This window comes from Rhodobacteraceae bacterium M382, assembly GCA_025141015.1.
Classification (GTDB): domain Bacteria; phylum Pseudomonadota; class Alphaproteobacteria; order Rhodobacterales; family Rhodobacteraceae; genus Aliisedimentitalea; species Aliisedimentitalea scapharcae.
On record CP081098.1, the window covers coordinates 1,212,092 to 1,235,499 of the forward strand.

The window sequence follows — 23,408 nt, forward strand, 5'->3', positions numbered from 1 at the left end:
TCATTTTTGCCCCATTTCATCCTGCCAGATTTGTTACAACAGGTTGCGTGGACGAGAGGGGTCACGGGGCCCACCCATGATCGGGCCATCGCCAAACAGGGACGGGCGGTCCTTGGAAACACCTGATTTCAATCGTTCGACATAGCCCAAGATTGCACCGACGCACATCCAGGTATAGGTCGTTAGCGTCGCGTTCAACAGCATGTCGACCATGGTGACAGCAACGATCAGCGAGATGGCCGAGACCTCGGGGCTGGGCGGGGTGCGGGCGTCAGTACGCAACCACAACAGCCAGACAGGCAAAGCCAAAAGCCCCATTTCGGCCACATACCCGACCCAGCCAACAGTTCCAAAGACAATGATCCAACGCCCGTCGGGAATGGTAACGGATTCCCGAGAACGGATGTCCACGATCAGGTTTCGACTCCATCCTCCCCAACCAAACCAGGGCTTTTCATGGGCCCGATTCATCAGGATTTCTTCGTTCAGCGCGCGATACGCCAGCGACTCGGCCCGGTCTGGGTTGAACTCCTGGGCCTGGGCAATGATGGCATCCATCGGCACCATGCCCAAGTTGCGCAGCATAGGATATGCAACCCCCATCAGCACGAGAAACACTGCCAACCGCAGCTGCCATTGGGGCGACAGGAACAGGATGACCGGAACAAAGCACAGGCCATACAATTGCGATGCCAAGCTTTTGCACAGGATCAAGGTCATGAAAAGCCACACAAGCGCGACAAGCCAACGGGTTTTTTCGTCCTGATCCAATACAGACCGGGCCAATGCGGCACAGGCCATCGCGGCTGTAGTCATGAAAAAGGCAACCCACAGGCCATGTTGCAGAAAGACAATGGGCCGGAACCCGCTGCCTCGGATCATCTGCGTGAAATCATGCTGAAAAAACCCATAGACCCAGATGTTGATCTGCGGGCTGAACCGGATTTCAAATAGCGCTGGAACAGAGTAAATCAGCGCGCCAACCACAAGGGCAAGCAGCAATTCGCGCAGCCCGTGATCAGACGACAAATAGGCGCGTCCCAGGAAAAACGGCAACAGGACAATGAACTGATTGATCGTGACCGATCCCAGGTCCCGCCAGGTCAGGCCAGGCAGATGGGTCATGATGATCTGGATCGGATAACTGTTTTCGATGACATCGGCCAACAGAGGGTCGGTATTGGTGAACACCGTAGCAATGGTGCTGAGCAGAAACACGATAATCAATACGCGGGCACCACGGGACGAAGACCACATCGGCACCGGCTTTTTCATCATAAAGACGCACAGGACAAAGGCTGAAATCGCCGAAATCGTGTGTTTGTCCATATCCGGGACCAGGGGCAGATCGAATTCAGCGACCGGTGGCAGGATCAGGTACCCCCCCAGGATAGTCCAAATGATCGCCCGTTCCAGCGGGAGCCGCCGGAACAGAACGACCGCAATCAGCGGCCATATTAGGAGCATGGTAAAGGCCAACGCGTTGGGCATGTGGCTGCTTTCGTGAATTCGGGTCCCTGAAGAGCATAAGTTGCCTGCGCATCTGGGCAACCCTGTGGCTGGAACATGACAATATGGCAACGGCTGGCGGCAACCCCCGTCACGAGGTTTGCGCCAGTCGGGCAGAGGCCCTAAACCGCTAGGGGAATGGGTGTGAGGTAATCCGAAAGTGCAGTTCCGGTTCGACGGTGAAGTGATCGAAGTGAATATGGGGGATTGGACCATGCTGTCTGCGGCCATCCAACAGCGGTTCGCGGCGCGGCGCGGTTTTGCACTTGCAACGATCAATCTGGACCATCTGGTGAAGCTCAGGGCCGACGCGGCGTTTCGCAGTGCCTATGCCGGGCAGGATCTGGTGGTTGCGGATGGCCATCCAATTGCCTGGTTGTCGAAAATTGCGGGCGACCCGGTGTCGGTGTTGCCAGGATCGGACCTGGTGTTGCCCCTGTGCCGTTTGGCTGCTGCACAGGGTGTATCGCTGGCTTTGGTGGGCAGCACGCAAGCCGCCTTGCAGGATGCGCGCGCGTATTTGACGGCAAAAGTGCCGGGCTTGCACGTGGTTCTGTGCCTGTCGCCCAGCCAGGGTTTTGATCCGCAAAGCGACGAAGCGGATCGCGTGTTACAGGCCGTTGCCGACAGCGGAGCCCGGTTGTGTTTTCTGGCGCTGGGTGCCCCCAGGCAGGAACGGCTGGCCTTTCGGGGCCGGGCCATTGTACCGGATGTCGGGTTTGCCTCTGTTGGAGCGGGACTGGACTTTTTGGGCGGTCATCAACAGCGCGCCCCTTCCTGGGCCCGTCGGTTTGCGTTGGAATGGCTTTGGCGGGCACTGAACAATCCGCTGCGTCTGGGGCCGCGGTATCTGCGCTGTATTGCGATCCTGCCAGGGCAGGTGTTTCAGGCGCTCAAACTGCGGATGCAGTAACTGGCCGTGGTCGTGTCATTTGTATTCGATCAGACCGCGTTTTGAGGCCCGACGTTTATGCCACAGGAATTCCAGCGCGCCCTGCGCCTCGGGGAATTTGGCAACCACGGTAAAAAAGGCGGTCTCCAGCCCGAGGCGTCTGCTCAGGCGCAGCACTTGCGTTGGATAAAGCAGCAAGAGCGCCCAGCCCATCGGATGCAATACAGCAGACACAACAGCCGCAACCGGTAGGGCTACGCCCCAGACCAGAGCGCGTTGCGTTTCGCGGACCCAATGGCGTTCTGGTGGTGCCCCATGCAATGCCGCGCCTTCAGCAAAGGCAAACCCGGCTCTCCGGCTGCGTTGCCACCATTGAGAAAACCGCAGAATCCGGGCGTCATGGCGGGTCATTTCGGCGTTGATCCTCTGAATGGTCCACCCCTCCTGACGCAGCCGCACACAAAGTTCGGGTTCTTCGCCAGCGATCAGGTCATCGCGGTATCCGCCAACCTGGCGCAACGCCTCGCGGCGCATCATGGCGTCGCCACCACAGGCCAGGGTCTCGCCCACCGGCGTGTCCCATTCCCGATCACAAAGCCGGTTGTAGACCGAATCTTGCGGGGCCTGTTCGCGTCGCCGCCCGCAAACCACGGCGACTTTGGGCTGGTCACTTAGGACGGTGGCTGCGGTTGCGACCCAACCTGGGTCGACCGTACAGTCTCCGTCCACCAATTGCACAAAATCGCCCGGTGGCAGCTGCGCGATCCCGGCGTTGCGGGCCCGTGCAGCGGTAAAGGGGCGCGTCAGATCCAGCTCGACCACCGTTGCCCCCAGATCGCGTGCGTGTTCGACGCTGCCGTCTGTTGACCCGCTGTCCACATAGACGATCTCGCGCACCTGTCCGGTCAGGGACCGCAGGCAGGCCAGCAACCTGTCTCCTTCATTGCGACCGATGACGACCGCGTCGATCCTTGCTTTGTCCGTCATCGTCCAACCGCATAGGCTTGCATCAGGCGTGGCGTTGCTGCGGCATGCAACTGCCCGTTGGTCGTGCGCGAGGCGGCGGTCAAACGCCCCAGCGACCAGGCATCGGCCACGTCGACCCGATGGCCGCGGTCTCGCAATGCGTCAATCACCATCGGTCCAAATCCGGGCTCGATCAGCAGCGCGCCGGGATTGGCAATTCGGGGGTAGAACGAACTTTGGGCGTGATCAATGTGAAACAAAGGTTCATCTATGGTGGATTGCAAACCCATCCTGCCATGTACCAATCGCAACAGATAGATCAATTGCCATTGGTCCTGTTGGTCGCCGCCCGGAGTACCAAAGGCCAGCATACGCCCATCAGGATCACGGGCCATCGACGGGGACAGGGTTGTGCGAGGGCGCCGCCCGGGTGCAAGAGATGAAGGCAGCCCGTCTTCGAGCCAGAACATCTGGGCCCGACTGTTCAATGGCATCCCCAGCCCCGGCACCACTGGCGAGCTTTGCAGCCAACCACCCGAGGGGGTCGCCGACACCATGTTGCCCCAGCGGTCGACCACGTCCAGATGGCAGGTGTCGCCGCGTCGTTCGCCCAGATGTGCCATGGTCGGCTCCCCCGATCCGATGGTTTCGCCCGGATCAAAGGGTTGGGCCGCGCGGGCAATGGCGGCTCGGGCCCAGGCTTCAAACCCGTGCAGTTCGCCGGGACGCTGTTCGTTGCTGGCCGTCTGTGCCATCAACGTGCGGCGCTGATTGGCATAGGCGGGCGACAAGAGCTGGGCCAGGGGGATATCCGTATGTGCCGGGTCGCCGTAGTACGCTTCGCGATCGGCAAACGCCAGTTTCATCGCCTCGCTCACCACATGGGTAAAATCGGCCCCTGTCAGGTTCATGCGGTCCAGCGGTAAACCCGACAGCAGGTTGAGCGACTGCAACAGAAGTGGCCCTTGGCTCCAGACCCCACATTTCCAGACATCCCAGCCGTGATAAGTGGTCGAAGTCGGCTGTTCATAGGTGGCCGACCAATCGGCCATGTCCTGTCCTGTCAGCACGCCCCTGCGTCGGGCCCCGCCACCGTCCATCAAACAGGCCGTGCGGACAAATTGGTCAATTCTGTCTGCGACAAAGCCCTGATAGAAGGCGCGTCGGGCGGCATCAATCTGGGACGTGCGGCCCTGGGCCGATCCTGCCTCGGCCAGCAATCGTTCCCAGGTGTCGGCCAAATCGGGGTTGGCAAACAGAGATCCGGGCGCTGGGGGACGGTCGCCAGGCAGCCAAGTGACAGCAGAACTGGGCCATTCGGTGCGGAAAAAATCGGCCAGTTCGGTAATCTCTGTCGAGACCCGGTGCAAAACAGGATGGCCGGTGCGGGCGTAATGAATGGCGGGTTCCAGAACGTCCGCCAAGGGCAACCGACCATGGTCACGCAACATCACCATCCAGGCGTCAAACGCACCTGGAACCACCGTGGCCAACAGGCCGGAACCGGGGATTCGGTCCAGCCCCTGATCACGGTAATGGGCAATGGTTGCCGCCGCAGGCGCAACCCCTTGTCCACAAATGACCGTCGGGCTGTCTTCGCCTGCCGGCCAGATCAATACGGGCATGTCCCCCAGCGGTCCATTCAGATGTGGTTCCACCACCTGCAGAACAAACCCCATTGCGGCCGCGGCATCAAAGGCATTGCCGCCGATTTCAAGCATCCGCATTCCGACAGTCGATGCGATCCAATGGGTCGACGTGGCCACCCCGAACGTGCCCGCGATTTCCGGGCGAGTGGTAAAGGGTGGCGCTGACTGCATTCAATAATCCCGTTCGAAAAAGAGCCCGATACTGGATTCCCCTATCGAGTTTACAGACCCTTTTGCCGTCACGTTGTCGGTAATATCAAGGTTCAGCTTCAGCTCGGTTTCCCCGCGCGTGTTGACCGTGAAATTGGTGTACAGCCCGTCCGCCAGATAAGCGCCGGCGCCAAATTGGGCTGCGCCGCTGCTGTCGGTACCGACATCGACGGTATCGGCACCCAATTCTTCGCGAACCTTTTTGCCGCCAGCATCTCCACGGCCGCTGAGCCGCGCCACCGAAGTCGCCAGCTGCGCCAGCGCCAGGGGCGACATATCTTCGATATTGGTTCCGAAAAGCAAAAGGGCCAGCACCTCTTCGGTGGGGCGTGGAGGATCCGATGTTGCCGTGACCTCGGGGGCCGAGATTGGCCCTGAAATATCCAATGTGGCGGTGCCGCTGTCGGTATTGGTGCTGGATTCAAATTCCAGATACGGCGTCAGATCGCCTTGCAGCGTCACGAGACCCTTGGTCAAATCCAACCGTCTCCCCAGGAAGTCAAACGTGCCGCGGATCAATTCGATCTGGCCTGATGGAACCAGATTTGCAGCTGTGCCGCCGATCTTGATTTCACCGCCCAATTCAGCCTGCAAGCCACGTCCGCGGGCAAAAACCTTGTTGGGGGCGCTCAGCAACAGGTCCAACCCGATATCCGGCCCGCTGCCAGACGATGCCGTTTCAATCAACCCGGCGCGGCTGCGGGTGCGCCGGGCAGAGGCCGGTTCGTTCACGTGACGGATCGGCGGAATCGGTGCCGTTGTTACCGACCCTGAGACGTTGGCCAGATTGATTTCGGTATCAGAAAAAGTAACCGTTCCGGCCAGATCGCTGCGACCGGTCAGGGCACCGCGATAGGACAGGCGTCCGTTGGCGGTGGTGGTGAACACCAGATTGTCGGTCACGATCCAGTCATTCAGCGCAATATCCAACCCGGACTGAAACGGAGCCTGGAGTGCCACGGGGCCAGACACCTGAAAATTGCCACCGTTGCGCGAGACACCGCTGACTTGAACTGTCGCGGTGGACGCTGCCAGCCGAACGTCGGCGGCCAGATCGTTGATGCTTTGTTTGGCACCTGGCAGGGCCAGCGACGTCCCGCCGGTTGTGATCGTTCCGCTCAGTGCATCAAGCGACGGTGTCCCCTTGAGCGCGAGATCGAATTCGGCAATGCCTTTGACAGTATTGGGTTTGATGAACAGGTTGGCAGCATCCAGCCGCAGCTGGCCCTTGGCTGTCATGTCGGCGGTGCCGGTGGGTTCATCCCAGCTGCCAGCGATTTCTGTTGCGATGCCGGCCGGGCCAGTGGCCTTGGTGTCGATTTGCCAGACACCATCGCGGCGACTTGCGGTGCCCTGGGCCGTCAATGTTCCCGCGATTTCCGGGAAGAACCTCTGCAACTCCGAAAGTGTCGCGTCAAAGTTGAAGTCGGCCTGACCGTCAAAGGTCGCAGAGCCATCCAATGCGGCATAGGAGGTGTGCGGCCCATCCAACCGCATGGTCCCGGTCAGGGTATTGTCCTCGCGTGTGACATCGCCCCCCAGCGTCAGGGGACCGGATACCCCCGGCACGAGCGGGGCCAGATCGAACAGCCGGGCATCCAGCCGCAACTGGCCGTCCCGGCTGGAAAGCGTGCCATTGGCCGTGGCCTCGAACCCGGTGGCCGAGAGCGCAAATTGGTCGATGGAGATACCATCTGCCCCCCGCTCAGCCTTGAGCTTTAGGGTGCTGACCCCGCTGAGCATCGGGTCAACCTGTTCGATATTGGCGCTCAGATCCTGGGCCAGCATGTTCAGCTCAACCCCATAGGTCCCCGACAGCGGTGCGCCGGTTGCGTCGATGTCGGCGGTGATCCGGCCGCCCAGATCCTGCCCGGCAACCCCGGAGAACCGCGACAGATCCGAGGCGACCAGACGCAGCGCTGTGTCGAATTCCAACCCGCTGTCCAACCCTTTGAGTCCGAAATCACCCTGTGCTCCATAGCCGTCGCCGCGCAAAGTCATCTGACGCAGGCGGAACGCCTCGCCATCGGTCAAAAGGCGGGTATCCAGTGTAATATCGCGTCCCACGGCCTGGTTCAGGTCCTGATCCGTGAATGTCAGCCCCTCCAGCGCAGCAGTCAACTGTGCGTCCAAGGCAAGTCCGGCGCTTTGGTCCAACGTGCCGCTGAGCGTGATGTCGGCCGCGTTCAATGAGGTGTCCGGGCGGGAAAGATCCCGCAGGGCGGCGACCAGTTCGAAGGCATTGCCGCTGTTTTTGTCTTTGATCAGGTTCAGCGACGCCCCGGTGATCCGCGTCGGTGGCCCCGACAGCGGCAGCAAAACAGTGGTAGCGCTGGGGACCGGCCGGACCTCTGCTTTTAGACGGGCCTCGTTCAGCTTGCCACCAGGGGCCATGGACATCTGTCCTGACAGATCCAGCGCAGCCGAGCGCAGGTCAAGCCGATCCAGCCGGATTGATCCGTCGGGGTCACTTTGACCTTTGACGTCCAGCCGGGTGTCGGTTCCAAAGAAGGGGCGATACTCTTCGGGCATCAACGCGGTGACGTCGCCGCCCAGATCGGCGGAAAAGCCAATACTGTTTGCCGCTTCGGGATCATCCGAGGGCAGGGCCTTGAGCGCGACCTGACCTGCGAGACGGTCCTGCCCGTTGGTCGCCAATGTGATGTCCGAGGTGAAATCCGCGACCGGACCGCTGCCTTTGGCCGTCAGCGCAATTGCCGGTTTTCCGGGGAGCGAGATGAGTGAGGAGGCCAACCCACCGGCCCCTTCGATCAGGGCCAGATCCAGTGTCAGTTGGCTGGTTTCATTGGCAAATCCGGCGATCAGATCAAACCGGTCCCCTTGTCTGTCCAGACGTTTGACCGCCAAAGACGTGTCCAATGTGCCATCGGCCAGCTGCAACGCGCCTTTGAGCGACAGCAGAGCAGGTTCACCAATCAGAGCTTTGCCCAAAATGACCGACTCCACCCGCAATTCTCCCAGCTCGATGGCAACGGGCAGTTCAGGCAGCTGAAACGGTTGTGCTTCGGGGCTGGGCAGATCGGCCGGGGCATCCACCGGATTGGGCGCGCGGGTTACTTCGATCTTGTCGGCCCCCAGCGAATTGACCGAAAACCGGCCCCGCAGCAAAGCCAACCGATTCCAGTCCAGTTCGGCACCGTGCAGGGTCAGCCAGATTCCATCGTCGTCCGCCACGGTGATCTGTTCGATCGTGGCACGCGAGCTAAAGGTACCCTCAAGCCCCTTGACCTTGATCGTGCGGCTGTCACTGGACAAGGTGTTCTGCAGGAAATCGACCAGCAGCCCACCGGCTTCGTCTTCCTCCTCGGCAGCGAGATCCATCGGAACAAGGCTGAGGGCGGCGCAGAAGCTATATGAAAGAATACGTTTCAAAATGCCTGTCCGATCCCAATGTAAAATTGCAACCCGTCGCTGGTTGGTCCGCTGGTCGGATACGCGAGATCCAATCGCAGTGGCCCAAAGCCCCCCAGATCATAGCGCACACCGATACCGGCCCCGGAATGTTGGGTCGAGCCCCCCGTGACAAAGGCATCCCGACCGATCAGCCCCACGTCATAAAACCCGACGAGCGAGATTTTTTCGCTTACGTAGCCACGGATTTCGGCAGAGCCTGCCAGATAGGACCGTCCCCCCGCACTTCCCGTGCCCACCGGAATACCCAGCGATTGATAGGGTTGCCCTCTGACGCTGCCCGCCCCGCCTGAAAAGAACGACATCGTCGGAGAGACGTCTTGCAGCGAGGGACCAATGATTGACCCAAGCTGAAGCCGTCCCGCAATCACCAGCCGTCCGTCGTTGCCGCCCAACCGCCGGTACATCCGACCGTCGGCCGTCAGGCGCAATCCGGATGCGGTGCCGTCATACCCGGCATAAGGCATAGCTGTCGCATTCAGGAAATAGCCCTTGGTGGCGCTGACCTTGCTGTCCCGTTTGTCCATTTCCAGACGCAGAGGAACGCCAAAGAATTTGAACCTGCGATTGGTGCCGAACGCGTCGTCGGCCAGAATGGTCGATCCGATCAACGCGGCCTCGCCAAACACGCCTTTGGAGAACTCGCGCCGTACCCCCATCCCCAGCAGACCCTGGACCGCCGAATAGTGCAATTCGTCCAGACTTTCGACTTCGGCCAGGTAATAGGTGTTGTCATCCGGGCCCAAAGTGTCGGGACGATCCAGGCGCAGGCCTATGCGCCCGCCAATGTCGGTATTGCCACCGATATTGGTGATCCGTGATTCAAATCGTAGCTTCTCGGCCCCGCCAAACAGATTGCGGTGCATCCAATTGGCCGTCAGATCCAACCCCTCGTTCGAGCTGAGCTCGGCTCCGAATGTCAGACGACGCTGCGGCAAATCTGCGAACTCGGCGGTAAAGTCGAGCGAGCCATCGGGGTTCGGGGTTTCTGCTTCACGCAAGGCCACCGACGCAAAGGTGCCGGTGCGCCGCAGTCGGGTGCCAACCAGCTGTGCCTGGTCCGGGGAAAAAACCTGGCCCGTCGGGAAACCGGCAATCCGCTGGATCGCATCGGGGCGAACCCGGGTTTCGCCGGTCAGGTTCAAGTTGCCAAAGGTCAACTGTGGTCCCGGAGACAGTTGAATGTCGGCGTCTATGGTGTCCGTTGCGTGGTTGGCAGTGATCCTCTGAGCGCCGACACGGGCCTTGGCGTGACCGGCGTTGCGCCAGGCCTGTTGCCCGGTGACCGCCGCGTCACGAATGGCACCAGTCCCAGCCGTCTGCCCAGTTGCAAAGGTAGTCGGCAATTTGGTGTCGGGTGGCAATGGGGCGACGCGGGTCAGACCAAAGGTAAAAAGGCGTCCGGGATCAACCGTGATGGCGATCTTGTTGACTGCGCCGGGCGGATTCAATGGCGGAATTGTCGCCGCTTCGCGCCCGTCCAATCGGATGTTGACCGTGGGGCTGAAATATCCGGCGTTGTACAGCACCTGAACAAGCGTTCTGTAATCCGAGAGTGACGCGGCCAGCAATTCCTGAACCGTGTCCAATCCCTGGGTCTCGGCACCCATGATTGCTGATGACCCAATCAGCTGTTCTCGCAGTTCGTCAGTCGATTGCGGCGCGCTCAATGTGGTTTCGACAGCGTCTGACGGCGGGGCCGATACGCACAGAATGGCTGACGAAATTGCCAGCATCAGGGCGCGAGAACGAACGCGCACAGGTAACAACACCATGAATTTGGCTCCAGGCTGCCCACAGATAGCGTGCCCTCCTGTGGTGGGAGAGACTCACTTCAGGATCATGGGTAGCACACAAGATACGGGGGCAGAAGCAGGCAAAAAGGCGATCTGGCCTCAATACCTTGTAGTGTGAATTTTCGGCAAGAGATTGCCGAAAGATGAAAACTTCGGGGTTCGTGCAGGCGATGCAAGGCGAGGGCGTCTGTAAATCGGCGTGCTGCATCAGCATAGGGCTCGTTTGAGGGAAGTCGGATCATGCGGGCCATGATCCGATCAACGCCGGGAGCGATGCTCCCGGCGTTTCCTGCAAGTCGGAAGGCAATCCGTTGTGACAAGGAAAAAGGCAAGCGCAGAGGCAACGGCAGAGGCAGGGGCAGAGGCAGGGGCGCGTGCAAGGGCTGGGCGCCGGCAGGACGTTTCAGTTTCTGTACCACCTTGGAACAATTTGCAGTGGCGGTTGGTGGCGGATAGCGCGGATAGTGACGGAAACTGGCCGATACAGCATGACGCTGGGTTGGATGCGCCCTGGCGTAAGGGGCAGGCCTGTCAGTGCCCCAGATGTCTGCAGGCGATCAAGGATTTTCGGATCGCGCCTTGCGGCGCAATCCGACGAGCGCCGCGCGCAAAGCGCGCGGCGCTTGGCCCAACGGAAGGATGTCTCCGCAGGAGACGGACGACGGGCGGGAGAACTGCAATGCTGGTTTGTTTTTGCCTGACCAGGGGCTCGATCGTCAGGTCAGGACCCGGCCTGTTCGTACCAGCGACGAATGGTCAGACGATCTTCGGGTTCCATATAGGTGACGTTTGCAGGTGGCATTGCGTGAGTAGCCCCCGCCTGGAGATAAATGGCGCGTCCCTGGCGGGCAACGTCGGTCTCGGTTTCCAGCAGAACCCCTTTGGGGGCTTGGCGAATGCCCTCCCAGAATGGTTCGCGTGCGTGGCACATGGAACAATTGCCCTGCACCAATTCGTGTACTTCTTCGAAGCCGTCTGCCGCCAGCAGGATAGAGGCCGGACCGCTCAGAGCTGCCTCTTCCTCGTCCCCATACTCCATAGGTGCCGAGGACAGGGCGATGATACCCAAGAAGAGCAGGGCGGTCAGCCCCCATGTCCAGACCGGGTTCCCGGCGCGGGCGTGGCGGGTGTTGAAATAATGGCGAATGGTGACACCCATCAGAAATACCAGCGCAGCGATCAGCCAATTGTATTGCGTGGCAAAGGCCAGCGGATAATGGTTCGACAGCATCAGGAATATCACAGGGAGGGTCAGATAATTGTTATGCGTCGACCGCAGTTTCGCGATTTTGCCATACTTTGGATCCGGGGAACGCCCCGCCTGCAGGTCGGCCACGACGATCTTTTGGTTGGGAATGATGATGAAAAAGACATTGGCGCTCATGATCGTGGCAGTAAAGGCTCCCAGATGCAGCATCATAGCACGGCCGGTGAACACCTGGTTCAACCCGTAACCCATCGCCACCAGTAGCAAAAACAGCAAGACCATCAACAGGGTGGGCTGTTCGGCCAGTCCAGATTTGCACAACCGATCATAAACCAGCCAGCCGATTGACAGCGTTGCCGCTGAAATCAGAATGCCTTGCCACAGCGCCAGTTCGGCTTTGGATTGATCAATCAGATACAGCTCTCCGCCCACCCAATAGACCACCATCAACAACGCAAACCCGCTCAGCCAGGTGCCATAGCTTTCCCATTTGAACCAGGTCAGATGGTCCGGCATGTCTTCGGGGGCCACCAGAAACTTGCGGATGTGATAAAACCCGCCACCGTGGACCTGCCATTCTTCGCCATGGGCCCCAACGGGCAGGTTGGGGGCCTTGCGCAGACCCAGGTCCAGCGCAATGAAATAAAAGGATGAGCCAATCCAGGCGATGGCGGTGATCACGTGAAGCCAGCGGATTGCAAATCCCAGCCAGTCCCAAACCAAGGTCAATTCAAACATTGAGCCCTCTTTTTCGATTTCTGTTTTGCCGTCAGCCTAGGCAATCGTGGCTTTATTCGGTATTCCATGATAGTCTCTAACTGTATCAAAAAATCCAGAACAATGTCATATCTCGATAACATCCGAACTTTTGTCCGCGTTTACGAACTGGGCAGCATGTCAGCCGCAGGGCGCGACCTGCGCATTTCACCTGCGGTCACATCGGCGCGGATCTCTCAGCTCGAGGATTATCTGGGCGTTCGGCTGTTTCAACGCACAACCCGGAACCTGACGCCAACGGAACAGGGGCAGGCGTTTTATGGCGGCGCAGTGGCAGTGCTCGAATCTGTGGACGAAGCCGAAGCCAAGGTGATGAACCTGACGGATGCCCCGCGTGGGTCGCTGTTTGTGGCGGCTCCTTTGGGCGTCGGGCGACGGCTTGTCGCGCCACAGGCCCCTGCGTTTCTGAGCGAATATCCCGAAATTTCCCTGCGTCTGCGATTGTCCGACCGGGTGGTGGATCTGACCACCGAAGGTTTGGATCTGGCGTTCTTTTTGGGGCAACCCGAAGACAGCACGCTGCGCATTCGAAAAATTGCCGATTGCCGTCGGGTTTTGGTCGCGGCACCCGATTATGTGAAACGCCGGGGAATGCCTGAGTCCGGTGAGGATCTGGTGCGCCAGAAACATGATTGTCTCAGCCTGCGGTATCCGGGCGCGAGCGAGTTTCAATGGATGCTGGACACGTCGGACGGACCCAAACGGTTTGCGGTGACCGGGCGGTGTGAATGTGATGATGGTGATGTGCTGACGGATTGGGCGCTGGCTGGCCAGGGGGTGGCGCTGAAACCGGTGTTCGAAGTTGCCGACCACCTGACGGCAGGTCGTTTGATACCCGTTGCCCAGGCAACGCCGCCTGTGTCGGTGCAGATGGCGTGTCTGTATACCCATCGCAGGCATCAGGACCCCAAGACCCGATTGTTCATGGATTTTATGACCGAACGAATGGCCCGCACGGTCAAGGACGCCGAAGCCATGACCGAAACACTGCTTTCGCACCCCTGAGCCCACGCGCGGCTTGCACCTGTCGGGAAGGGCCGCGGTTTGAGAGCCGGCGATGCGTCTGGACCCGCGCAACCCAAACAGCCGTGTATCCGAGTGAGCCTGAACCTGCGCCGCGGTAACCGTGCCGGGGTTCCGAACCGTCTGGATGGAGCACAGCTATAACGTCAGGGACGCAAGGACTGGTTTTGCCTTTGTGCTGACAAGGTGGCAGAAGGGACCACGGCGCAATCCGACCATATCCCAACAGCTTCATCGGACCAGGAGTTCTGATCTGGCCGGATTGGGAAGCGCAGAGTTCGGCCCGGGCGGTTTTCTTTCCCTCGCTTTTGCGGGCTGGCGCGGGTCCGGTCGGTTGTCAGGATTTCTCATATCGGACCCAACCGAGCCTTTGGGGCTCCGAGGGAGCGGCGGCGAATTTCGTAGTTGTCGGGGGGCGGGCTGCACCGAGTTTCGAATTGCGCCTGACGGCACCATCCGACCCGCACCGCGTGCACCGCACGCGGTGCCCGGCCCAACGCAGCCTGCGGCCTCTTTGATGCTGCATGATGGGGCGGGAGCCCCCCGGGATCAGCTGCCGCGATAGGTTGAGTATCCATAAGGAGAGAGCAGCAGCGGCACATGGTAGTGGGCGGTTGCATCGTTCATGCCAAACCGGATTGGAACAATGTCCAGAAACATGGGCTCGGCCGCAGCCTGGCCACTTTCCCGCAGATAGTCACCGGCGTGAAAAACCAGTTCATACTGCCCGGTTTCAAAGCTGGCGACGTCCAAAATAGGCGCGTTTGTCCGGCCATCGTCATTGGTGTCCATTTCACCCATCTTGACCCGCGTCTCGCCGGTCCAGCGGTACAATTCAATGCGCAGCCCATTGGCCGGGCAGCCCCGCGCCGTGTCCAGAACATGCGTGGTCAGATATCCGCTCATCCGTTTTCCTTTCCTGACCCAATGTGGGTTTTGTCTATTGGTGTGCCTGAACCGGATCATCATCACAAACCCATGTTGCACGACAGTGTTTTTCGGAATTTTTGAAAAACCTCGGTGATCTTCTGTCATATTAAGGTTTGGAACTTCGGAGAACAGTATGACCAGATACCCGCGTGACATGATCGGCTATGGAGCCACCCCTCCCCAGGCAAGCTGGCCGGGAGGCGCAAAAATTGCTGTCCAGATTGTGCTGAACTACGAAGAAGGCGGTGAAAACTGCCTCTTGCACGGAGACGCGGCGTCCGAAGCATTCCTGTCCGAGATCGTGGGAGCCCAGCCCTGGCCCAACCAGCGCCATTGGAACATGGAATCGATCTATGAATACGGATCACGGGCCGGGTTCTGGCGGCTGCACCGGCTGCTCAGGAACCTGCCGGTCACGGTTTATGGTGTGGCAACAGCATTGGCGCGGTCCCCGGATCAGGTGAATGCGATGAAGGAGGCGGGTTGGGAAATCGCCTCTCATGGTCTCAAATGGATTGACTACCGCGATACGCCAGCCGAGGAAGAGGCAGACCACATACGGGAAGCCATTCGCCTGCATACCGAAGTGGTGGGCGAGGCACCGCGCGGCTGGTACACGGGCCGGTGTTCGGATCAGACGGTGCGTCTGGCGGCCGAAACCGGGCAATTTGACTATGTGGCCGATACCTATGCAGATGATCTGCCCTATTGGATGGAGGTCGGGGACCGCCAGCAATTGATCGTTCCCTATACGCTGGACACCAACGATATGCGCTTTGCTGCACCGCAGGGGTTCAATTCGGGTGACCAATTCTATTCCTACCTCAAGGACAGCTTTGACGCGCTGTATCAGGAAGGCTCCGAAGGGGCCCCTAAGATGCTGTCCATCGGTCTGCACTGTCGGCTGGTCGGGCGCCCGGGTCGTGTCATGGCGCTCAAACGGTTCTTGGAGTACGCGCAATCGCATGCGGATGTGTGGTTTGCGACACGTCTGGACATCGCCGAACATTGGGCCGCATTGCACCCTCCGATCGAACGGGTACGACCCAGCCAGATGAACCAGGAGAGCTTTGTCGCCAACTATGGCGGGGTATTTGAACATTCCGCCTGGATTGCCGAGCGGGCCTTTGAATTGGAATTGGGACCGGCACATGACACGGCAGGGGGATTGCACAATGCGCTGTGCCGCATGTTCCGTTCTGCCACCCAAGCCGAACGGCTGGGTGTTCTGAATGCGCATCCGGATCTTGCGGGTAAGCTGGCTCAGGCCAAACGGTTGACCGCAGAAAGCACGTCCGAGCAGGCCTCGGCCGGGCTGGATGCGCTGACAGATGCAGAACGCCACTCATTCACCGAACTTAATCAAGAGTATGTGAGTAAGTTCGGCTTTCCCTTTATCATCGCCGTTCGCGATCATGACAAGGCATCGATTCAATCGGCATTTCAACGCCGGATCAACCAAACACGAGAGACCGAATTTGCCGAGGCCTGCCGTCAAGTCGAGCGGATCGCCGAAGTCCGGCTGCGGGATATCTTGCCATCATGAGCCAGCACATTCGGATCCAACCGATTTCAGCACAGGCCTTCGCCCCGTTTGGCGACTTGATAGAGTGTACAGGCCCGCCGGATAAGCTGATCAATCAGGGGCAATGTGGCCGGTATCATGATCGGGCCGGGCTGGATTTTGTCGATGGGCGGGCCGGGTTGAGCCTGTTTCACGCCAACCCGCGGGCGCTGCCCTATGAATTGGAACTGGTCGAGCGTCACCCGGAGGGGTCTCAGGCCTTTATCCCGATGTCGCAGCACCCGTTTCTGGTTATTGTTGCCCCCGATTGTGACGGGCACCCTGGCACGCCGCTGGCGTTCGAGACCGAGCCGGGGCAGGCGATCAATTTCCACCGGGGCACCTGGCATGGGGTGCTGACCCCATTGCACGCTCCCGGACTGTTTGCCGTTGTGGACCGGATCGGTCCCGGCGAAAATCTTCAGGAGCATTGGTTCGACGCACCCTATGTCGTTGTGCGCTCCTGAAGTTCGAGGCCGCCAATACAAAATCAAAAAGAAGCGGCAAGACCCCCATGGACCAACAGGGAGATGTGAACCATGGCCGATACTTCGATTGGGACGCCGGATCAGCTGCGTGATCCCAACTATACACCTGCCTTGCACAAGGCAATTCCATTGGGCATCCAGCATGTACTGGCCATGTTCGTCTCCAATGTCACCCCTGCCATCATTGTGGCAGGAGCCGCCGGCTTTGGCTTTGGGTCCAACTCTCCGGATTTTCCGGAGCTTTTGTACCTGATCCAGATGTCGATGCTGTTTGCCGGGGTTGCGACCCTTTTGCAGACCTTGACGGTCGGGCCGGTCGGAGCCGCGCTGCCGATTGTCCAGGGAACCAGCTTTGCGTTTTTGCCGATCATGATCCCGCTGGTGGCGGGCAAGGGCGTTGATGCACTGGCTGCGCTGTTTGGTGGGGTCGTTATTGGCGGGCTCTTTCACGCGCTTTTGGGGTTGGTGATCGGAAAGGTTCGATTTGCACTTCCTCCGCTGGTGACCGGGCTGGTGGTGACAATGATCGGCTTGGCGCTGGTGAAGGTCGGTATTCAATATGCCGCCGGAGGTGTTCCCGCGATTGGTACACCCGAATACGGGTCGCTGCTCAACTGGTCTGCGGCTTTGGTCGTGATCGTGGTGACCTTGGGGCTCAAGTTCTTTACCCGTGGCATGTTGTCTGTTTCGGCTGTGCTGCTGGGTCTGATCGCTGGCTATATCTACGCGCTGTTGGTGGGCATGGTCACGTTTGAAGCCATCGGAACAAGCTGGAGCCGCGCCGCGTCCTTTGCGTTGCCCGTTCCGTTCAAATACGGGTTTGAATTCTCGGCAGCTGCCATCATTGGATTCTGTCTGATGGCCTTTGTCTCGGCGGTGGAGACCGTCGGGGATGTCTCGGGGATCACCAAAGGTGGCGCTGGGCGCGAAGCCACGGACCGCGAAATCGAAGGCGCAACCTATGCCGATGGTGTGGGGTCGGCGGTGGCAGGTCTGTTCGGCGCTTTTCCCAATACATCCTTCAGCCAGAACGTCGGGTTGATCGCGATGACGGGCGTGATGAGCCGGCACGTGGTGACATTCGGAGCGCTGTTTCTGATCCTGTGCGGGCTGGTGCCCAAAGTCGGCTCGATCATCCGTACGATCCCCATCGAAGTTCTGGGGGGCGGGGTGATCGTGATGTTTGGCATGGTGGTTGCGGCCGGGATCTCCATGTTGTCCGACGTCGATTGGAACCGACGAAACATGGTTGTCTTTGCGATTTCCCTGTCGATCGGGCTGGGACTGCAACTGGAGCCGGGCGCGGTTCAGCATCTGCCGGATACGTTGCGGATCCTGATGACCAGCGGCCTGTTGCCTGCCTCTGTGATCGCCATCGTATTGAACCTGATCCTGCCAGATGAATTGGCTGGAGAATCCACGGAAGAAGTTTCGGGGGGAATGGCCGGTCGCGGAACAGGCAGTTTGCCTCGGGACTAGGTCGTCGATCAGCAACGGTGGGCTCCCGCCCGCCGGGATTGTTTTTCAAACAAACCCGGCCGTTGGGCCAGGCAGCGCATGGGAGTCCCCATGCGCTGTGGCGCTGTGATCACCGCGGGTCGATTGTCATCGGAAAGCGGAACGCATTTGGATAGCGGGTGGTTCTGTCTTCCGTTATCGCACCCGTGATGCGGGGATGGCTTTGACATTGGCTTGGGAGTTTGGGTGGGGCATTCTGTGGCGGCCAACCACCATGTCGCCAGCTTTAGTTGGCAGCCATATGTCTGGCGACGTCCAACATGCGGGCAGAAAACCCCCATTCATTGTCGTACCAGCCAAACACCCGCATTTGCCGATCCCCCACGAGACGGGTTTCAGGGCCTGCAATGACCAAAGATTCCGGTCTTGCACGCAGGTCCGAGGACACCAATGGCTGATCGGTCCACCCCAGAACATCAGAGGCGGCAACACCGGATTGCAGGGCGTGCATCAGTTCCGGTTCTTGGACTGGCTGGTTGACCCGGACAATCAGATCCACCGCAGAGACGCTGGCCGTGGGCACCCGCAAGGCGGCGCCGCTGATGCGGCCCTTGAGGTGGGGGAGCACCTCGTCGATCAGATGGGTGGCCGAGGTGGTGGTCGGCACCATCGATAGCGCTCCGCCACGGGAGCGGGCAAAATCGCCGCGCGGAGCATCCACCATCGGTTGCGAATTGGTGTAACAGTGGATCGTCGTCATATGGGCACTGTCGATTCCGGCGATCTCGTCGATCAATCGGACCAGCGGTGCCAGCGCATTGGTGGTGCAAGAGGCGTTCGACACGATCCGCGCGCCATTCAGGCGTTCATGGTTCGCGCCCAGAACCACGGTTATCTCGGCCGCCGGTGACGGCCCCGAAATCAGCACCTTGCGTGCCCCCGCAGAGATGCCGCGTTCTGCGACGTCGGATGTGCGTGCGATGCCGGTGCATTCCAGAACCACGTCCACGCTGCTCAAATCAACATTGGTCAGGTCTGGTTCGTGGCTCATTGCGATGGTGCGACCCAAAACGCGCAGGGCATTGTCCCCATGGTCGACCGGGTGCGGGAAGGGACCAAATGTGCTGTCATATTGGAACAGATAGGCACACATGTCCAAAGGTGCGATATCGTTGATACGCACCACCTCTATGCCGTCACCGCGGGGCGTGGTCAGGATCTGGCGCAAGATGGCGCGACCGATCCGTCCGAATCCATTGATAGCCAGTTTCATGTGCGAAACTATGGCAGGGGTTCTGACGGACCTCAATGAAAAGCGACCCGCTGATACGCTGGCTGAATTGTACCAAATCTCCACCGCCCAGGCGGCCCGTTGTACAGGCCGTCAGGTGTGGATCAGGTCACCTGAGGCAGACGAGCTTTGCCATAAAGACACCGCTGATCAGCTGATACATGGAGGGGAAATCCACCTTGCACCCGGTGGCCCCCTTGTAGGCGCGCATCGCCTGATGTGTGCGTGTACGTGCTGGCGGGCCATAAGGGTTCAGCCCATCAACGCCATAGGGCGCGCGGGTGGCGCTGTAATAGTCGGGCATGTCGTCGACCGCCGCGACGGTCCAGGTGCGACCCCAGACATTGACGCTGATGCCGTCGTCCTTCAGGTTTTGAAACAATTCCCCAGCAGACACGCTGCTGCAGGCCAGTGACATAGCCAGAGCCATACCGATTATACGCATGTGTCACCTCGTTTTTTTCAGCAATGACAGCAGTATAACCGGATGCAATGGAAACGCAATTTTTCAGGTCACATCGTTTTCAACCACAGGGTGTGGGTCAACGTGCCAAACCCAGCGGCATGTGGCGGTTGACGTCCTTGTACAGCAAATAGCGGAAACGACCGGGCCCACCCGCATAACAGGCCTGTGGGCAAAAGGCGCGCAGCCACATGAAATCGCCGGCCTCGACCTCGACCCAATCACCATTCAGCCGGTAAACCGCCTTGCCTTCCAGCACGAACAGACCGTGTTCCATAACATGGGTTTCCAGGAACGGGATCACACCGCCCGGTTCGAAGGTGACCACCGTCACATGCATGTCATGGCGCAGGTCGTCAGGGTCCATGAACCGGGTTGTGGCCCAGACGCCATTGGTATCGGGCATTGCGTTCGGGGCAATGTCACGTTCATTGGCAAAGAAGGCTTCGGGTTTGTCGATCCCAGGCGCTTCTTGCCAGATCTTGCGGATCCAATGGAAACCGGCGGCCTCGGGGCCGGAATTCCGGATCTGCCAGGTGCTGCCTGCCGGGAGATAGGCAAAGCCGCCGGGGTCCAACGTCGTCTGACCCCCATCAACGGTCAGGACAATCTGGCCCGCAGTCACGAACACCGCACCCTGCGCGGCTGGGTCTGTTTCAGGATGCTCGGACCCGCCACCCGGTTGCAATTCGACTATGTACTGGGAGAAGGTCTCGGCAAACCCGGTCATCGGGCGGGCGATCACCCACATGCGCATTCCCGTCCACCCTGGCAGAAAAGACGTCACAATGTCCCGCATTGTGCCCCGAGGGATCACCGCATAGGCGTCAGTAAAAATGGCACGATCGGTCAAAAGCTGGGTCTGACCGGGCAAACCGCCGGTTGGGGTATGGTACTGGCTCACGCAGGTTCTCCGGGTATTTCGAGTTGCGTGATCATGCTGGGAAACACAGGTGGGATCCAAGGCGGTTTGGCGCGATAGCATTCTTCGCAATTTTTTGAAGATCAGCCAGGTGGCCGAGTTTTAGCCGAGTATTAGCCAAGCGCAGACCTCGGGGAGGGACGGTTTTGGGCATGGACATTGCCGCCAACACCATGGCACCTTGGGCTGGAATTATTGTTTCGTGATTGGAGTTTGGAAATGAAACGCTTGGCCGTAGCGATGATCATGTCTTTGGCGGTGTTTGGTCTGCCCGAAGCTGGAACAGCCAAATCCCTGTCTCGGATGTTGGCCACAAGCGGCCTGTCACCCGAGGATCTTGATGCCATGGGGGGTGCGTCCCGATCTTTGTACGCCGCTGCGGGCACAGCCATTGGCGCGACGGCGACATGGAACAATCCAAAAACCGGCTCGCATGGGGTGGTCAAGCTGGAGAAGCGTTCGGGCTCTTGCGCGACCTTGCTGCACAGCACCTATCCCAATGGGCGCGAACAGGGGCTGCCGCTGCGCACACGTCAGTGCCAGGGCGCCGATGGAACCTGGCAACTGCAACCCTGACGTTTTGGTCTCAGGGTCTGTGCGGCACACCCGCATGTTTCAGATCCGCCGCACAGGTGTGCAACAGATCACAGATCGCTTGGTGGCTGGCGCGATCCATCGTGCTATCGGGGCTTGAACTGCCCACGACCAAAGGTGTTGGGCCTCGACTTGCCACTGGAACGGCGAATCCGGTAATGCCGGGTTCGAATTCTCCGCAGGTGATACATTGGGCGGTTTGTGCCGCTGTGTGAATTTGGGCGCGAATGGCATTCGGATCGCGCAGTGATTGGGAGGTGTGGGTGACCTGCGCCCCAGCTATCAGCGTTGCGTCAACCAGCCAGTCGGGCGCGCTGGCCAGCAACATTCGTCCCAGGCTGGTATGCAGCACCGGCAAATGCGATCCAACAGTAAACCCATAGGACACAGGCCCGTCGCTGACTGTCGATTGCGCCAATAACAACACCCGATCCTGATCCAATGTTGCCAGAGTGATCTCGGCCCCCAAGTGCCGCGCATGGTGGTTCAGAACCGGCTGGACCAAGCGGCCGAATTGGTTGGCCTGCAGGAATCCTCCCGCCAAGGCCAACACCCGGGGGGCCAATGAAAACGCCCGCCCGTCCTGACGCAGATATCCCTGGGCGACCAACGTCAAAGCTCCACGCCGCGTCGTGGCCCGATCCTGTCCAGTCAAACGGGCCAGATCAGCCAGGGTCAATGACGGAGCCCCCCCATCAAAGCAGGCCAGTACAGCCAACCCTTTGGCAAAGCTGGCAGAAATATTCCGGTCTTGGGGTGTGGTCGGCATAAGTGTCTCCACCACCAGTGCCGACTCGCTTGACAGGGCAAGGGCGCGGTGGTCAATGTGGTCGTATATGGATCACATTGTGCGCAATACGAACATTTGTCAATCCGGGGGGCAGCCATGATCAGCCAGAAACTCAACGACAGCCTGACACGTGTCGGAGCGGGGACGGACGCGGGCGAAGTCCTGCGCCGCTATTGGCAACCTGCCGCATTGGTTGATGAACTGGACCAGGGTCGACCGGTTGTACCTGTGCGGCTGTTGGGCGAAGACCTTGTGCTGTTCCGGGACAGCGCCGGGGAACTGGGGCTGATCGGGCGGCGGTGTCCGCATCGTGGTGTGGACCTGTGTTACGGTCGGCTCGAAGACAATGGTTTGCGCTGCCCGTTTCACGGCTGGCATTTTAACCGCACGGGCCAATGCGTGGAACAACCCGGCGAGCCCGAAGGTTCGCGCATGCATGAACAGATCACCACCCCCGCCTATCCGGTGGTTGAAAAGAACGGCATCATCTGGGCCTATATGGGGCCGGGCACGCCGCCTGATTTCCCGAATTTCGATTGTTTTCGCGCGCCGACAACCCATGTGTTCGCGTTCAAGGGGCTATGGGAGTGCAATTGGCTGCAGGCGCTGGAAGTTGGCATTGATCCGGCACACGCGTCCTTTTTGCATCGGTTCCTGCAGGACGAAGATCCGGCCGACAGCTATGGCAAACAATTCCGCGACAAGGCGGCCAATACCGATATCCCGATGACCCGGTTGCTGCGCGAATACCCGCGCCCGGATATCGAGGTTGAGGACACAGACTATGGTCTGAAGCTGACCGCGCTGCGCCACCTGGACGATGGGCGCACCCATGTCCGGGTCACAAACCAGATTTTCCCTGAAGCGATCTGTATTCCGATGTCGCGCGAAATGACGATTACGCAATGGCATGTGCCGATCGACGACGAAAATTGTTACTGGTATTCGATGTTCACCAGCTTTGACAAACCCGTGGACAAGGATCTGATGCGGCAACAGCGGCTCAAGGAGCATGAGCTGCCCAGCTATGCGCCCCGCAAGAATGCCCGCAACAATTATGGATATGACGCCAGCGAACAGGCGACAGAAACCTATACCGGCATGGGGTTGGACATCAACGTGCACGATCAATGGGCGGTGGAAAGCATGGGTGCCATTCAGGACCGAACCGCAGAACATCTGGGCAAGACCGATGTGGGCATCATCCGCAATCGCCGCCGGCTGCGCGCAGCCATTGCTGCGGTCCAGGAGGGGCGCGATGCAGATCTGCCGATGCGTGGCGATGTGACGGCCATTGTCGGCCCGGTTTCCAACGATGCTTTGGCCGATAATGGCGACCTGGAGCAGGCGACGTGCGAGAGCGATGCCGCGCGCCGGAACGCCTGTCCGTGGGACGCGCAAATCTGATCGAACCACGCTATAACAACAGCACAAGTAGGGGGACTGC

Annotated in this window: 18 protein-coding genes; 7 read left to right on the forward strand and 11 right to left on the reverse strand. The window is 59.7% G+C overall.

Annotation, left to right across the window (positions count from 1 at the left end; genetic code table 11):
- Positions 1-33: 33 nt before the first annotated feature.
- Positions 34-1,491, reverse strand: coding sequence for a hypothetical protein (locus K3727_05490; protein UWQ92253.1), 1,458 nt, complete (start codon positions 1,489-1,491; stop codon positions 34-36).
- A 217-nt stretch (positions 1,492-1,708) separates the two neighbouring features.
- On the opposite strand from K3727_05490, the gene K3727_05495 reads away from it, so the two are divergent.
- On the forward strand, positions 1,709-2,422 hold the full coding sequence (locus K3727_05495) for a WecB/TagA/CpsF family glycosyltransferase (protein ID UWQ93276.1): 714 nt from the start codon (positions 1,709-1,711) through the stop codon (positions 2,420-2,422).
- 15 nt (positions 2,423-2,437) lie between these two features.
- Here the strand turns inward: K3727_05495 and K3727_05500 are convergent, their stop codons facing one another.
- The 5 genes from K3727_05500 to K3727_05520 all read right to left on the reverse strand — a co-directional run bounded on the left by K3727_05500 (position 2,438) and on the right by K3727_05520 (position 12,399).
- On the reverse strand, positions 2,438-3,388 hold the full coding sequence (locus K3727_05500; GenBank protein UWQ92254.1) for a glycosyltransferase: 951 nt from the start codon (positions 3,386-3,388) through the stop codon (positions 2,438-2,440).
- Positions 3,385-5,187 (reverse strand): gamma-glutamyltransferase family protein, encoded by a 1,803-nt coding sequence (locus tag K3727_05505; protein ID UWQ92255.1) that lies wholly within the window; start codon positions 5,185-5,187, stop codon positions 3,385-3,387. Before K3727_05505 ends, K3727_05500 begins: the two co-directional genes overlap by 4 nt.
- Positions 5,188-8,619, reverse strand: coding sequence for a translocation/assembly module TamB domain-containing protein (locus K3727_05510; GenBank protein ID UWQ92256.1), 3,432 nt, complete (start codon positions 8,617-8,619; stop codon positions 5,188-5,190). It lies immediately after the preceding gene.
- A complete protein-coding gene (locus tag K3727_05515) occupies positions 8,616-10,433 on the reverse strand; it encodes an autotransporter assembly complex protein TamA (protein UWQ92257.1) in 1,818 nt (605 codons plus the stop codon). The genes K3727_05510 and K3727_05515 overlap by 4 nt, the downstream gene beginning before the upstream one ends.
- Before the next feature lie 742 nt (positions 10,434-11,175).
- On the reverse strand, positions 11,176-12,399 hold the full coding sequence (locus tag K3727_05520; GenBank protein ID UWQ92258.1) for a urate hydroxylase PuuD: 1,224 nt from the start codon (positions 12,397-12,399) through the stop codon (positions 11,176-11,178).
- Between the two features lie 102 nt (positions 12,400-12,501).
- Here K3727_05520 and K3727_05525 point away from each other — a divergent pair, with 102 nt between their 5' ends.
- On the forward strand, positions 12,502-13,443 hold the full coding sequence (locus tag K3727_05525; protein ID UWQ92259.1) for a LysR family transcriptional regulator: 942 nt from the start codon (positions 12,502-12,504) through the stop codon (positions 13,441-13,443).
- Between the two features lie 567 nt (positions 13,444-14,010).
- Here the strand turns inward: K3727_05525 and uraH are convergent.
- Positions 14,011-14,367: a hydroxyisourate hydrolase gene (gene uraH / locus K3727_05530; GenBank protein UWQ92260.1), complete on the reverse strand. Its 357-nt coding sequence runs from the start codon at positions 14,365-14,367 to the stop codon at positions 14,011-14,013.
- A 157-nt stretch (positions 14,368-14,524) separates the two neighbouring features.
- On the opposite strand from uraH, the gene puuE reads away from it, so the two are divergent.
- The 3 genes from puuE (at position 14,525) to K3727_05545 (ending at position 17,922) form a co-directional block, all read left to right on the forward strand.
- Positions 14,525-15,937 (forward strand): allantoinase PuuE, encoded by a 1,413-nt coding sequence (puuE, locus tag K3727_05535; protein UWQ92261.1) that lies wholly within the window; start codon positions 14,525-14,527, stop codon positions 15,935-15,937.
- Positions 15,934-16,422, forward strand: a complete 489-nt coding sequence (locus K3727_05540) for an ureidoglycolate lyase (protein UWQ92262.1) — start codon at positions 15,934-15,936, stop codon at positions 16,420-16,422. The genes puuE and K3727_05540 overlap by 4 nt, the downstream gene beginning before the upstream one ends.
- Before the next feature lie 72 nt (positions 16,423-16,494).
- Complete coding sequence (locus tag K3727_05545) at positions 16,495-17,922, forward strand: purine permease (protein UWQ92263.1); 1,428 nt, start codon at positions 16,495-16,497, stop codon at positions 17,920-17,922.
- 265 nt (positions 17,923-18,187) lie between these two features.
- Here K3727_05545 and K3727_05550 read toward each other — a convergent pair whose 3' ends face one another.
- From K3727_05550 to K3727_05560, 3 genes are all read right to left on the reverse strand, one after another.
- Positions 18,188-19,174 carry a glyceraldehyde-3-phosphate dehydrogenase gene (locus tag K3727_05550; GenBank protein UWQ92264.1) on the reverse strand — a complete coding sequence of 329 codons (987 nt, stop codon included), beginning with the start codon at positions 19,172-19,174 and terminating at the stop codon, positions 18,188-18,190.
- Between the two features lie 127 nt (positions 19,175-19,301).
- On the reverse strand, positions 19,302-19,637 hold the full coding sequence (locus K3727_05555; GenBank protein ID UWQ92265.1) for a hypothetical protein: 336 nt from the start codon (positions 19,635-19,637) through the stop codon (positions 19,302-19,304).
- Positions 19,638-19,734: 97 nt separating this feature from the next.
- Positions 19,735-20,640 carry a (S)-ureidoglycine aminohydrolase gene (locus K3727_05560; protein UWQ92266.1) on the reverse strand — a complete coding sequence of 302 codons (906 nt, stop codon included), beginning with the start codon at positions 20,638-20,640 and terminating at the stop codon, positions 19,735-19,737.
- A 156-nt stretch (positions 20,641-20,796) separates the two neighbouring features.
- Between K3727_05560 and K3727_05565 the strand changes: the two genes are divergently transcribed.
- A complete protein-coding gene (locus K3727_05565) occupies positions 20,797-21,153 on the forward strand; it encodes a hypothetical protein (GenBank protein ID UWQ92267.1) in 357 nt (118 codons plus the stop codon).
- A 10-nt stretch (positions 21,154-21,163) separates the two neighbouring features.
- Here the strand turns inward: K3727_05565 and K3727_05570 are convergent, their stop codons facing one another.
- A complete protein-coding gene (locus K3727_05570; protein ID UWQ92268.1) occupies positions 21,164-21,940 on the reverse strand; it encodes a helix-turn-helix domain-containing protein in 777 nt (258 codons plus the stop codon).
- Between the two features lie 117 nt (positions 21,941-22,057).
- On the opposite strand from K3727_05570, the gene K3727_05575 reads away from it, so the two are divergent.
- A complete protein-coding gene (locus K3727_05575) occupies positions 22,058-23,368 on the forward strand; it encodes an aromatic ring-hydroxylating dioxygenase subunit alpha (protein ID UWQ92269.1) in 1,311 nt (436 codons plus the stop codon).
- The last annotated feature ends 40 nt before the right edge of the window (positions 23,369-23,408 follow it).